This is a genomic window from Candidatus Eremiobacterota bacterium (assembly GCA_031082125.1).
In the GTDB taxonomy this organism is placed as follows: Bacteria; Vulcanimicrobiota; CADAWZ01; order CADAWZ01; family Ess09-12; genus Ess09-12.
Window position 1 is genome coordinate 1 of the sequence record JAVHLM010000028.1, and the last position, 12,979, is coordinate 12,979.

At 57.2% G+C, this 12,979-nt stretch carries 11 protein-coding genes; 6 read left to right on the forward strand and 5 right to left on the reverse strand.

Annotation, left to right across the window (positions count from 1 at the left end; genetic code table 11):
- Together RDV48_24360 and RDV48_24365 are read left to right on the forward strand one after the other, a co-directional pair.
- Positions 1-307, forward strand: a 307-nt coding sequence (locus RDV48_24360; protein ID MDQ7825958.1) for an HNH endonuclease signature motif containing protein, incomplete at its 5' end; no start/stop codon positions are given.
- 183 nt (positions 308-490) lie between these two features.
- Positions 491-1,144 (forward strand): thermonuclease family protein, encoded by a 654-nt coding sequence (locus tag RDV48_24365; protein ID MDQ7825959.1) that lies wholly within the window; start codon positions 491-493, stop codon positions 1,142-1,144.
- Between the two features lie 87 nt (positions 1,145-1,231).
- Here RDV48_24365 and RDV48_24370 read toward each other — a convergent pair whose 3' ends face one another.
- Positions 1,232-2,605, reverse strand: a complete 1,374-nt coding sequence (locus RDV48_24370; GenBank protein MDQ7825960.1) for a hypothetical protein — start codon at positions 2,603-2,605, stop codon at positions 1,232-1,234.
- Between the two features lie 453 nt (positions 2,606-3,058).
- Between RDV48_24370 and RDV48_24375 the strand changes: the two genes are divergently transcribed.
- The 3 genes from RDV48_24375 to RDV48_24385 all read left to right on the forward strand — a co-directional run bounded on the left by RDV48_24375 (position 3,059) and on the right by RDV48_24385 (position 5,157).
- Complete coding sequence (locus tag RDV48_24375; protein ID MDQ7825961.1) at positions 3,059-3,916, forward strand: hypothetical protein; 858 nt, start codon at positions 3,059-3,061, stop codon at positions 3,914-3,916.
- Positions 3,917-4,139: 223 nt separating this feature from the next.
- On the forward strand, positions 4,140-4,658 hold the full coding sequence (locus tag RDV48_24380) for a hypothetical protein (protein MDQ7825962.1): 519 nt from the start codon (positions 4,140-4,142) through the stop codon (positions 4,656-4,658).
- 22 nt (positions 4,659-4,680) lie between these two features.
- The gene (locus RDV48_24385; protein MDQ7825963.1) at positions 4,681-5,157 is read left to right on the forward strand and encodes a hypothetical protein; all 477 of its coding nucleotides are present in this window, start codon (positions 4,681-4,683) and stop codon (positions 5,155-5,157) included.
- 4 nt (positions 5,158-5,161) lie between these two features.
- On the opposite strand, the gene RDV48_24390 is transcribed toward RDV48_24385, so the two are convergent.
- Positions 5,162-6,286, reverse strand: a complete 1,125-nt coding sequence (locus RDV48_24390; GenBank protein MDQ7825964.1) for a hypothetical protein — start codon at positions 6,284-6,286, stop codon at positions 5,162-5,164.
- A 163-nt stretch (positions 6,287-6,449) separates the two neighbouring features.
- Between RDV48_24390 and RDV48_24395 the strand changes: the two genes are divergently transcribed.
- The gene (locus tag RDV48_24395) at positions 6,450-6,971 is read left to right on the forward strand and encodes a hypothetical protein (GenBank protein ID MDQ7825965.1); all 522 of its coding nucleotides are present in this window, start codon (positions 6,450-6,452) and stop codon (positions 6,969-6,971) included.
- Here the strand turns inward: RDV48_24395 and RDV48_24400 are convergent.
- The 3 genes from RDV48_24400 to RDV48_24410 all read right to left on the reverse strand — a co-directional run bounded on the left by RDV48_24400 (position 6,968) and on the right by RDV48_24410 (position 12,917).
- Entirely contained in the window at positions 6,968-8,491 is a 1,524-nt protein-coding gene (locus RDV48_24400) for a PQQ-like beta-propeller repeat protein (protein MDQ7825966.1), read from the reverse strand. The genes RDV48_24395 and RDV48_24400 overlap by 4 nt on opposite strands.
- Before the next feature lie 91 nt (positions 8,492-8,582).
- Positions 8,583-9,218 carry a hypothetical protein gene (locus RDV48_24405; GenBank protein MDQ7825967.1) on the reverse strand — a complete coding sequence of 212 codons (636 nt, stop codon included), beginning with the start codon at positions 9,216-9,218 and terminating at the stop codon, positions 8,583-8,585.
- A 222-nt stretch (positions 9,219-9,440) separates the two neighbouring features.
- Positions 9,441-12,917 (reverse strand): adenylate/guanylate cyclase domain-containing protein, encoded by a 3,477-nt coding sequence (locus RDV48_24410; GenBank protein MDQ7825968.1) that lies wholly within the window; start codon positions 12,915-12,917, stop codon positions 9,441-9,443.
- Between the last annotated feature and the right edge of the window lie 62 nt (positions 12,918-12,979).

The following is a 12,979-nucleotide window of genomic DNA, read 5'->3' on the forward strand; positions in this document are numbered from 1 at the left end:
GAAAAAAGCGGCCCATCATCACAAAATACTGAAGCGCGACCGGTTCCGCTGCCAGGCCCCCGGCTGCCGATGCCGCCGCAACCTCCACGTGCACCATATCATCAGGCGCTCCCAGGGCGGCACCGATGAACCCTGGAACCTCATTGTACTCTGCGAGGCCTGCCATCTCCACCTGCTCCACAATCTGCGGACCCTCACCGTGAAGGGCAGGGCGCCTTATGATCTCATCTTCATCTTCGGCTCCCTCTCGGAAGGCACTCCTTTCCTGATCTATGATAAAGGTCGGAAACGTGGTCACGAATCCTGAGCCGAGAGCGGCCGGATAAGGTGAGCGTCAACAAGAGGAGGGAGGGGAATCCATGGAAAGGGCGGGGCGGGTCTGCATGTGAAAGGCGAACGCTGTCTCCTTATTCTTCCATATTATGAAAATGCTGGCTGTCCCCCCTTTTTTGTGGTATAATTTCTCAGAGACTTCACTATGGAGGGATATATGAAAACATTGCCGGCGCTCCTCGTCATTTTCGCCCTGGCGCTCACCTCTTGTGCCTTCGCCCAGGACTTCACCACCCAGGTCATGTCGGTGAAGGACTGCACTGCCATCATCACCGGGAACGGAACCCTGACCCTCAACTGCGTCGCGTGCCCCGCCGACGGGCAACCCTTTGCGGTGCAAGCCAGGCAATATCTGCAGGGCCTGATCCAGGGAAAACAGGTGAAGGTCCACGTGGTGGATACCGATGAATCAGGCCGGCTGATATCCCAGGTGTCAGTTGACGGCCAGGATGCGGGTCTCTCCATCGTGCAGAAGGGGCTTGCCTGGTATGACGGCCGCTTCAGGCAGGACGAGGCCCTCAAAAATGCCGCAGATGCCGCCAAAGCTGCCGGGATAGGAATATGGTCGCAGCCCGGCACTCTCGCCCCCTGGATCTACTCGGCGCAGAAGCAGTCAAACAGCACCCCCGGGTCAGATCCGAACTGGAAGTACGATCCCGGCACCCACAGCTACTACTACGATCCAAGCAGCCACGGCCATGTGCCAGATCCGTCAAAATACAAGGTTTTCTGCAATTACTGCGGGACCTATCACCGCGATGTCACCCAGGAAGGGTGCGATATGATTTTCAGGCAGGACGACTGGGACTAGCCAATGGCAAGAGCCCCGGGAAACTCCCTGAGTAATTGGCCCGCCTGCCAGCAGGGAAGCTCTGCTCTTTCCAATCAAAGCCCCGTTTTATGGCTTCTGGAGCCACTCCGTCTCTGTTATCCTGCCTTTGAAAGAATCCTTTATCTGCTCCAGGCCCTTTTCATCAACGCCTTCGATCTCGACAAAGGCCTCATCCTCTTCCGCGGAGCCCTGCTGGGGCTCCACCTTTAATTCAATGTCCAGATCTTCCTTGATTTTCTTCCTGGTTTTCTCCGCATCCTCCCTGGCAGGGAAAAGCCCTCCCGCTTCAAGGCTGATCCACCCCTCTCTCAGGGGCGCTTCCTTGACCTTGTAATTGTTCGCTTCCAGATATTCCCTCACAGGCTTTGCAAGCTCCTTGCGGAAGGAGCCCCTCACCACATAAGCTTTTACTGCGGTCTGCCGGCCCTCATGCAGCACAGCCTTATACCCCTTCTCTCCCAGATCACTCACCACCGCAGAGCCGCTTTCCCCGGGCCCGAGCTTTGCCTTTATCCTCCCCATGGGGGCCTCGGTCTTTGTTCCGCTGACCGGCTTGAGTTTCATCATCTTCACCCCGACGGGCAGAGTTCCGCTGTTGAGGGCAGAGACTATACGGCGGCATTCTGCCTCGTCGGTGATGCCGCCTATCACGAATCTGCCGCTGGTGATGACATCCCCGACGAAGGGGGCGGCAATGAGCTTTCCATCAATAAATAAGCCGAGCGGCTTGCCTTTATTATTTTTCGTGCACTCCTCGAGCCTTTTCGTACCTCCCGGATTCATGACCAGAGAGAGCCCGGGACCTCCGGGCGCACCTTGGGGGATCACCTCAGCGCCTCCCTCTTCCACCAGGCATGACCTGTCAAGAGCGGTGAACCATCCCATCTTCTTCGTTACTGGATCAAGGCGCTCTTCCTTTATCTCCATGACGCCCCTCTGCAGGACAAGCCGGCGGATCGCATCGGCCTCTGTCTCTTCAAGGAAGGATATACTGAGCACGTCCTCTCCGCTCTTGATGATTTGTGCCTTATACCCTTCTGAGGCAAGACGCTTCATCAGAATCACCATTGACGCCTTGATATCGTCTTCTGTGAGATCTTTCTTCTGCCGTGTCACAGGATCATCAAGAGGGACAAGCTGGAGCTCAAGTGAAGGACCTGAGGGGACACCGCTGTCAACGGTGGCTGATGGATGGGGCGTCATGCCCGGGCTGTGAAGCATTTTCGGGAAGACGAGCATCATGACGAGGGCTGCCAGAATTATCACAAGGCCCGTCAAAATAATCTTTGAAGAGTCCGGCTTACCTTTCCTCCCCTGTACTGACCGCACTTTGCCGTCAGAGCCTTCGCCTGAAGCTTTCTCACCGCAAGCGCCGCAGAAAGTCTCTCCTTCATCCAGAGGCTCTCCACAGGCACCGCAATAGTCTTCCCTGTCGCTCATGCTCCACCACCTTCTTTCCTTTTACCATAATGGTTATGACTCTTGAGCTGAATTTCCTTTCATAGAAATCATCTGTTCTTTTCCCGTGATCCCGTCGGGAATCCTGTAGATTTAAAAGAATAACAGAACCATTGGGATATAAAAGCCTGGAAAACCTTGGGTAATTCCTGTTTTCACATTCCACAAAGGGGGGCAGGAATATGAGATATTTGCCATCACTATTGGCAATGTGCCTGCTGCTGCTGACGGCGCAGCAGACATTGTACATCATCACAGGCACGGGAGCCTGAGCCGGATCACGGGAGAAAAGCGGCTTCCCCGGCACGCAGGGTTTGAAATCAACATCGACACGGGGGGGAACCGCGCGCGGCGAATTGAATTATTGAGGGAGAACGTACACCTGGTAAGTCGAAGAGGCTTCATTGCAAGGGTCATGAGAGAGGGATGAATGATATGAGACAGCTTTTCTTATGCATGCCGGGTATCATTGCGCTGATGCTTTCCCTGTCGGGACCATCCCAGGCAGAGATGGCAAAGGTAGTGAGAAAACTGCCTTCGCCGGACGGGCGATATATCGCTTTTGAGAAGGATACCTGGGGGAAGAGCGGCCCGGACTACCCGCAGCGGTGCGAGATATGGCTCTCTGACCGCAGGGGAGGAGCCCCGCGAAAGCTTCATGAGTTCGTCCTGGAATCCGGGAGCCTGCGCCAGAGGGTATGCATTGAAGAGTGGACCGCAGACAGCAGTGCCGTCATCGTCAGCTTCAGGAAGGAGCCCGCCTCGCATATGGATGATCGTTACAAGGAGCTGCTGCAATCCGCCTTATGGCACATGCCGATAAACGGGCCTGCCCGCCGGTGGAAACGCGGAATCATTCAGGGCGGTATCATCGGCGTGCGGGGCACTCTGGTCTGCGTTGGCACTGATCTCAGCTTCGGCGGCGGTGCCGGGTTACCCGACTGGCGTGAGTTCGGCACAGTGCTGGTCTCTGACCTCGAAGGCACCGAGAAGCACCGCTTCACCGGGGCGAAAGCCGATGCTGACTGGAGCGCGCTGCGTTCTAAAACCTCCCTTGAATCATGCCTGTCTCCCGATGGGCGCTTTGTCGCCGTGCTCTCGGCCATGGATCCGCCCGCCATGGAGGGCCGGTTACTGCAGGTGTGGAGCCTGGACAGCGATGTCAGCCGCAAAGTGGAGAAAGCCCTTGATTTTCGATGGACAAAGGATCCGGGAGTGCTCGACATCGGCACTCTGGAGGGGAAGCGGCGATACAACGCGGAAAGGGGATCATTTATAAACTCTTCGAGATGATCCGGGCTCTCAAGAAAGCACATTGAGCCAAAGGCATAAGCAGGAAGGCAATGCCTGCGACGGGCATCAGACGCATTACCATATTGACATGCTTCCCATGATGAGGGAGCCGGTTAGCCGTTTCATGAGGATCGGCAGGCCGGGGAATCCAAAGAGTGCGGCAGGCATCACCCATAATAAAGGATAATATCCTCATCATGAAAGAAATCAGGGAGGAATACCTATGAAGAGCGATAACCAGTCCGGCGATCCCCGCGCACTTATGGAGCTGCTGAAAAGCGTCACCTTCCCCCACCCTGCCCGCGGCAATACTGAGATCGGGTCTCTCTTCAGGGCCCACAGCGGCTTTGCCTGCCTCGTGCCGGAAGCCGCCCCGGCACTGATTGAAAAGCTCAGGGAGGCCAAAAAGGATCTTGATATCCTCGGAATTCTTGTGGTGGTGATAACAAAAGAGCCCGCTGATGAGAAGGAGATCCTGGTAGTGGCCGCTCCTCACCTTGTGGAAGACCTGGCCCCCGGGGAAAAAACCCTTCTTTTTATCAAGGAAAACCTTGCAGGCGCCCTCTATGCGACTTCTGTTGATGACTTCCTGGATATTGCGGTGGATTACTGCGAGTTTGACGATCAGAGCAGGAAGCACCTCTCTGGGAATATCCTCAGGGCTCTTCAGAAAAAGGGGAAGATGCCAGGCACGGGAGAGAGCACCGCCGCCGTGAAAAAATGCGGCGAGTGCAGGGATTGAAGCCCTGGCAGCGGGTTACTATATGAAATACTCCATACGCCCCAAATCGAGGCTGTGGCATCTGTGCCCCGCGCTCCGCGACACCGCCACCGCCATAGGGCACTCGCTCTTCATGCCCGAATGGTTTTTCGCCCTCGAGCGGGAGGTAGAGCGGGAGGCCCTCATCGCCCATGAGCTTGTCCATGTGAGGCAGTTTGAAAGAGAAGGATGGCTCTTCTGGCTGCGCTACCTCACCAGCAGGAGGCGCCGGAGGGAATACGAGCTTGCCGGCTACGAGGAGCAGATAAAATACCTTGTGCACCGGGGCGACACTCCCGATGCGGCCTGCTGGGCGGCAGGCATGGCGGACTACGGGCCCCTCTCCTGGATTACGGCCGGGGAAGCGGTGGAAACTGTCCGGCAATGGATAGCCGAGGCGTCAAAGAATAAGCTTCCAATTGCCCCGGCAGGCGGGGAAGACAAAGGCGTCAGGATCCCTGTCAAGAAGGACCAGGACTGAGGGCTTACCTTTTCTCGGCCTCTGTGTCCTTGAGGGGCATCACGCCCCTGTCGCGCCACTCATCGACGTCAACTGTCGTGAGATCCTTTTTACCACCGTATTCCTTCACATTGTCCCTGCCGGCCTCTATGGCTTCATCTAGAGTTCCTTCATCGATCAGGGTTGTCTCTATGTAAATCCTGTTCTTGCCGTCCTCGGTAAGATCGACGCCCAGGAAGGCATGGTCCGACGTGAGCATGAGATAGGTCTTCAGGCCGATTTTCCTGAGGAGCGAAGCGAGGAGCACTGTGCCGTCAACACAGTTGGCCTGCCCGTAATTGATTGATTCCCCGAGGAGGCGGACGTGCTGGCAGGCAACATAATCCGAGCGCGCCACCGGCGTGCTTATGTCGCTGTACTTGATCCCCCTCTGCTTCAGGGCATTCCAGATCGCCTCGATCTCGGCACGGACACTCTCTTTGTCGCCCTGGTAGCCGGCAAAGGAGGAGATGGAGCCGCCCTGAAGGGCACTCTTGAGAATTGGCTCCAGGGCGGGGTGAGTCTCGTTGACATAGGCTGAGAAGGACCAGGAGATATCATCAGTGGTGTCGCTGCACACAATCTCAAAGACGCAGTCATTGATGGTCCTCACTCTGAGCGTCATGGTCTGCTCCCCCAGGGCCTCGCCATTCAGCCACACGGCCACGGTGAGATCCTCAGGAACGGCCTGGTGGACAGAAAGGAGGGCATCATAATCATATTTCACGTAGGGATAGATTTCATATTCCTGGCCGCCCTTCTTGAGAACGCCCTCAAAAGTGCTTTTGCGTATGAACTTCTCTCCCTCCATGACAATCTTTACCGCGGTGCCGTCAGCGGGCGCCTTGACCCGGACGGCAAGGGCGCCGTAGAGTGAGCCCAGGATATTGGGCTGGGCCTTGTTGTCTATCTCCTCCGTAGAGTTGAGCATTGATACCGTCACAAGGTATGAGGGAAAAAGCTCCGAGCCGAAAGTGCAGAAGGGCTCCCAGGCAGGCGCGGCGGCGGAGCCACCCGGGACGGCAGAGAGCACGCTCCCCTGGACGGTCCAGAGAAGGGAAAGAATCAGGATTAGAAAAGCAAGAGTGCGTGGCGCTCCCTGGCGAATCATCTTTCAAGTGCTCCGTTCCTGTGATATTCCGGCTCCGTGGAGGCTGCCGGGATAAGGTGAACAATTTACCTTTTCCGAAGGCGATTCCTGCCTCTGAAAAAGGCTGACAGAAATACAACGGAAAAAAGGGGTGGCCGCGAATTCTATACAGGGGAGGTGCGCAATGCTGAAGAGAAAGATTCTGTCGGCAATGCTTTTTATGGCTTGGGCTGCCCTTTTCCTGGCGGCATCGGCCTCTCCGCTCTTTGCCGATATGCCGGCAAAAAATTACTATGCCGCGCAGATTGAGCCATTGAAAAAGGTGATCCAGGTCTTCGGCGATGCCGAAAAAAAGGCTTTTCTCAAGGCCGTTCCCACCTTCACAAGCAGCGAGCCATACCCCGACAGCAGCTTTAACGCCAAAACCTGCATACACTGCGACGAGAACGCCTTTATGAGCGCCCTCACGGCCCTCATCACCCCTTCGCTTGAAAAGGGCGACGTGAAAAAAGTCCAGGCCTTTCTCGAGACTATCAGTAAGAAGCAGTATGTGCGGGGTATCCTCAGGGCACGAAACGGCGGCCCCTTTGTGACGGCCTTCAGCGTGGGCGCCGAGTCGCCGAAGAAGTTCACCTTCACCTATACCAACAAGATACAGTCCCCAGGGGCAGTCTCGCCTTCATTCACTCACACCATTAACCTCTAGGGCTGCACCGCGTAAAGATACATACCGTCGCAGAAATAGAGCGTGCCGCCGTCGATGTCCATGGGGCCGCCGCTTTTCGCCTGGATTCTCCAGGCTTCTCTGCCCGATTTCACTTCATAGGCCCTGAGGCCTTTGTCCCAGAGGGGGGCAAGCACCAGGTCACCGGAGACAAGAGGCTCACGCTGGAGAGCAACTCCCGGGACCTTCCAGGCGGTGCGCCCCGTGGCCGCATCAAGGGCCGCCAGGGCCTTCTGCCTGTCGTTGAGGCTGATGAACACGAGACCCCGGCGCGCCAGGGGTGATATGGAGTTCACATCGGATTCAAGGGGCACCTTCCACACCTCACTGCCGTCTTTCGCGTCAAGGCAGTAGAATGTGCTGCCTGTGCCTGCATAGACCTTCCCCTCGAGCACCGAGGGAGAGCAGAGAACCACGCCGTCAAGGGCAGCCTTCCAGAGCACCGCGCCGGTGTCGTGCCTGAAGGCATAGACATGGCTGCCGCCGCATCCCGCGAAAATCGCGTCGCCAAGGAAGGAGGGCCTGGAAATGTGGCCGCCGGCCTTGAACCTCCATGCCTCCTTCCCCGTGGCCCTGTCAAGAGCGTAGAGAATACCGAGATAATTGGAGTTGCCCATGTTTCCCGTGCCCAGATAGACGTATTTCCCATAGCAGGTGGGCTTGCACGCGTTGAGATTCTCATCAAAGAAGAAGCTCCATTTCACCTTGCCGGTTTTCGCGTCAAGGGCATGGCACTCGCCCTGCTCACCGCCGCCGGCGCAGTAAGCGACGCCGCCGAAGGCAGTGAGGGCGCTCTGAGTGGCCTTCCTGAATTTGAATTCCCATATCACTTCCTGTTTTGAAGAATCAAGGCCCGATACATAATTTTCAGAGGTCTCCTCGTTTTTCATGGTGAAGCAGACGATGCCTTCAGTGGCGGCAAGAGCCCCCACGAGGCCGCAGTTATACTTCCACTTCACCGGTGCCTCACGGGAGTCGGAAGCCTTGGGAGGAGCACCGTAATACCTGAGTGATTCCGCCACCTTCACGGCCTCGCCGGGACTGACGCTGAAAGCCCTCACGTGGTAAACGGGGAACTCGGCCTTCCCCTTAAGCCATGTGGAAAGAAGGAACGGGGGCTCCTTCCCTTTTTCCGGTGTCCATTGTATGGTGCCTTTTCCCAGGACCGGGTTGGTGAAAGGATATTCCTTTTTCCCCGAGGGAGTATCGCCGATGCCGCCGCAGAAAGCCTCGACATAGAACTTTACTGCGGAGCCGTAGCGGTATTCTATGGAATAGGAGTTCCCGAAGCGGCTGTCTATCGTGGTGTCAACCTTGGAGAGCGTGAAGCCCTCGGGAAGATAATGGGGGATCACGAGAGGGATCCCTGTTTTAGAAAGCTTCTGGAGATCCGCCCCGGAAAGCAGGCCATCCTTCCCTTCACCGGCGCCCTGCGCTGCCTGATTTCCAGAGAGAAAAAGCACCAGAGCGGGGATTAGAAACAAAACAGCATATCTCTTCATAGTCACCTCCGGGGATATTCACCATTCTTCTGAAATAATACAGGGGCTCCATTATAATCCCGGTTCTTCGGGATGAATTCAGAAGACGCCTTTATTGCCCTTCCACCTGATAAGATGATGCCACGTCGCCCATTACATTATGGGACACAAAGTGCCCGGGCGCCGTCTCTCTGCCTGTCCCGTCTATTTTCACTTCGCCAAGGGTTCCATGGGACTGCTTCACTTCCGTGCCGGCAGACACTTCGTTATAAAAGGGCATCGCTCCAATTTTTCCCCTGGTGATGGTCTTTTTCTTTTCCTTGTCAGTGTCGGAGGTAAGGTCAAGAGAAACGCTTCCCACTTTACCCTCGGTGGAGACATTCCAGGTGATCAGGTTGAGAGTGTTGCTCAAATCCACCTTGTTGGCGCCTATTTTTCCCGTGACATTGATGGAGGGCCAGAGTAAAGGCTTCTCGGCATGGAGGCTCACGTCCATCGTCCCTATTTTCCCCTTGAGGTCATAGTTGAAGGTGTCGTTCTTCTTCACCTGCAGGTTCACGTCGTATTTCCTGTCGCCCTGGGTGACAGCGCCCTGGACATTGACGGAGCTCTTCTTCTGCGTGAAGGCCTGGCCGATGGCGACAAGGAGAGCGGGGTCGCCTACGGGGAGCGCTATTACTTCAAGGGGGACATCGATTTTTTCAAGGCTGAGCGGAGGAGTCTCCGCTTTCGCGGCTTTCCTGGGCATTGAGGCTTCCCCGGCGGGAGCATGTTCAAAATGGTCATCTGGCTGCAGAGGCTCCTGAGGTTTCTCATGACAGGGCGCACATGCCCTCTCGCCAGTATGGATGCCCACAGGTGGCTTGCTTCCAATGCTCTCCATGTCTCTCCCTCCCGACTGTTTTTCCAGGTATTTTCAGTATACAATAATTATGGAAAAATGAAAAGTCTTTCCCGGTGGAGGTGTATGCTACAGAGGGGGCCTTTTCACGGGAGAGAAGAGCATGAGCCTTATGCCTGCCCTATCGGCAATCTCATGACCCTTACCGGTCCATGATTCATTCCCCGTGAGGCTCCCGGCATGATGGCACACCTCGGCGAGAGGGTAAAGAAAGCCCCCCTTCTCTGCTTCGCACATGGCTTTTTCAAAGACGCCCGTGGCCTTTTTTTTTCTTCCCCTCCTCCATTCAAGAGCTCCTTCGAGGCAGAGGGCGAGAGCCATGCTCCCGAGGGAGCGCTTCCCTTCAGAGAGGGCGGCCCGGCAGGCATTGTGCGCTTCCTTCATTGTCTTTGGCGTTATCTCCCCCGGCCATGAGTTTTCCCTGAGGAGAAGGGCGGCCTTCACTGCAGGGAGCCAACCGTTCCTGCCTCCAATTGCCGTGTGTTTTTTCATTATCTCTTCACCGCTCCTTACGGCCTCCCGGGCTTCCCCGTCCTTTTCAAGGCAGCTCAGGGTAAGTGCCAGAAAGGCATAGACCGCCGGAACGGAATAATTGTCGGAAATACGCTGAAAAAGGGCAAGGGCCTGCCGGAAAGTCTTTTCGGCCGTTTCAACAGAGCCTTTTACCAGGGACAGCAGCGCGAGGCTGAGATGCCCCGCGGCGGCCACCTGGAGATCGGCGGTGTTCTCACCCTGGGCGACCATCTCGCGGCCCAGGGCCTCCGATTCATCAAGCCTGCCCTGGAGAAAATACAGAAAGCATATATCCTGGGCCGCGGCGCCCCATTTGTGGACATCCCCCTCATCTCTGGCGCTTTCCGCCGCTATGGAAAGGTGGCGGAAGGCCTCTCCCGCCTCGCTTTTTATGAAATGGCAGAACCCCCTGCAGAAGTGCGCCATCTGGAAGGCCGGGAGAAAGCCGCTCCTCTCGCCGGTCTCGAGGGCTTTTCTCAGGAAAAACTCCGCAGGCCCGTCCATCAGGAAAAGGGCCAGGGTAAGGCCGACTGTGGACGAAGCGAGGGACACCTGGTCGTCACGGCGGGCCCTCTCGGCCATGCAGAGGTGCTCAAGGGAGAAAAGGCTCCCGCGCTCGGGAAAAAGCTCGAATTCCACCCAGGCGAGTCCCTCCATGACCTTGAAATAGAGCCTGAGCCACTCTGGGTCATAAGCCTTCCCCGGGAGCCGCGGCATCGTGTACGACGCGATAAGGGCTGCTATCTGCCACATGAATTCACAATAGACCTCGTTCCGTGTCGATGAGGTCCTGATGCCAAGGATTTCCCTTATCTGGAGATACTGGTCCCGTGCCTCTTCATGAGCGCCCACCCTGAAGAGGGTTTCAGCCATCCTTTCCATGAAAGCTCCTCTTCTGAGGGGCTCCCACCGGTCGCCGAAAACCCTGCGGTGTGCCTCAAAGGCCTTCCGGTAACTGGCGAGGGCCTCGATGTCGGCGGCAATCATCTCCTCGGCGTCGCCGATCCTGAAAAGATACTCCTGGGCCTTTTCCCAGTTCTCTGCCTCGGCCCAATGATAGGCCAGGACTCCCAGGTGCTCCCGGATGGTCTCTGCCCCGGGTGACTCCAGGGCCTGCGCCACCTGCCCGTGGACTCTCCGGCGCTCATCAAGAGGGATGCTCTCGTAAATGATATCGCGGGCCAGGGCATGGATGAACTCGCACAGGAGGGCACCGGTGGGAAGCCTGTGGATAATGATAAACTGCTCTCTTCCCAAGGCTTCCAGGGCGCCTGTGCAGGGGGCGGCGCCGGGGAGCACCTTGTCAAGCAGGTCAGGCGGGAAGATCGCGCCAAGTACTGCTGCCCCCTTGAGGACTCCCTTCAAGGAATCCTCGAGGCGGTCCACACGGGACATGATAACGGCATGGAGCGTTTCAGGGATCGGGAACGCCCCGCCGCCTTCGCCGGCCTTCACCGGTTTCGCCGGCGCGGAGCCTCCCTTCAAAGCCCTCACCATTTCCTCCATAAAGAAGGGATTCCCTGAAGTGTGCTCCCATATTTTTTCCATGACTTCCCGGGGGAGCCCGCTCCCGGAAAGAGCCTCAATGAACTCCAGAGACTGGGGATGCGAAAGGGGGCGCAGCAGCAGCTCATGGAAATCCTGCGCCGCCAGTGAGTCTCTCCACGATCTTATCCTTGAAATGCCCCTCGCCGGGTCGGTGCGGCATGTGCACAGGATAAGGAGGGGCACATGCGAGACAAGGGGCACGAGGTGCTCCACGAGATCAAGGGTGGTCTCATCGGCCCAGTGCATGTCTTCCATGACAAGAATGACGGGTTTCAGGGAGGCCAGGGCCCTGAAAAGCCGGCGGGCCGCGCTGAAAATCTGGCGCCTTGTGCCCTCGGGCCCCAGGGCCTCGATCCGCTTCCTCTCTTCCTCCTTGAGGCCCAGTCCAAGGAGAATGCCCAGGAAAAGGGCCGGGTCTGCGTCGTTCTCTTCATAGACGTCCCTGATGCCAAGAGATGCTCTTGCCCTTGCCTTCCCGTCATCATCACTCTCCTGGAGGCCGAAAAGCTCCCTCAGCACTTCCCTCACAGGCCAGAAGCTCGTGGCCTGCCTGTGGGACATCGCCCTGCCCCGGAGGCAGAGAAACCGGGGCCGCCGCTCCTGCTCGATGACCGCGGCAAGGAGGCGGGTTTTCCCTATGCCTGCATCTCCGGCTATGACGAGGAAAGCTCCCCTCCCTCCCTCCAGCAGGGCAAAGATATCCGAGGCGTATTCAAGCTCCTCGTAACGGCTCACGAGGGCTGAAAGGCTCCCTGCAGGCGGCTCCTCAGGAGCTTTGCCCGGGACCTTGAGGCCAAGGAGGGAATATACTTTCAGGGGCTCTGACTTTCCCTTCACCTTCAGGGGCTGAAGGGCGCTGTACTCAAAAAGATGGGCCGTGTGGCGCCAGGTGCCTGGTCCCACGTAGATCTGCCCCCGCTCCGACCGGTCCTCGAGCCTCGCTGCGACGTTTACCGTGTCGCCTGTCGCGACATACTGTTCTATGCCGTTGATAGACAGTATGCCTGCCACCACGAGGCCTGAATTGATGCCGACATGAAGCCCGAGCTCGGTGCCGAGCTCGGTGTTCACTGAGGAAAGCTCATTCATCATTTCAAGCGCCGCCCTGCATGCGCGCTCAGGATCGTTCTCATGGGCCTCCGGCGCACCGAAAATCGCCATGATGGCGTCACCGATGAATTTTTCCACAGTCCCGCCGTAATGCTGGATCTTCAGGGAGAGCCTGGTGAAGCAGAACGTGATGATGGCCCTCATCCTCTCGGGATCTTCCCGCTCAGAGAGGGCGGTGAAGCCCGAGATGTCGGCGAACATCACGGTAACGTAGCGGCGCTCAAGCTTCTGCAGAGGGGGAGCCATGGCGCCTTTTTCAAGCTCTCTGAGCTCCCGGCGCATCGGCTCGAGGGCGTTATCCACGAGGCGGTCTCCCAGGAGGGGGCGGAGCGACTCCTGGAGCGCTATTGATTCTCTCAGGCGCTCTATCCACATGGGAAGCTGGTCCTCTCTCGTTTCATAGGGAAAAGAAGTCCACCTTTTTCTCTTTCTGGTCA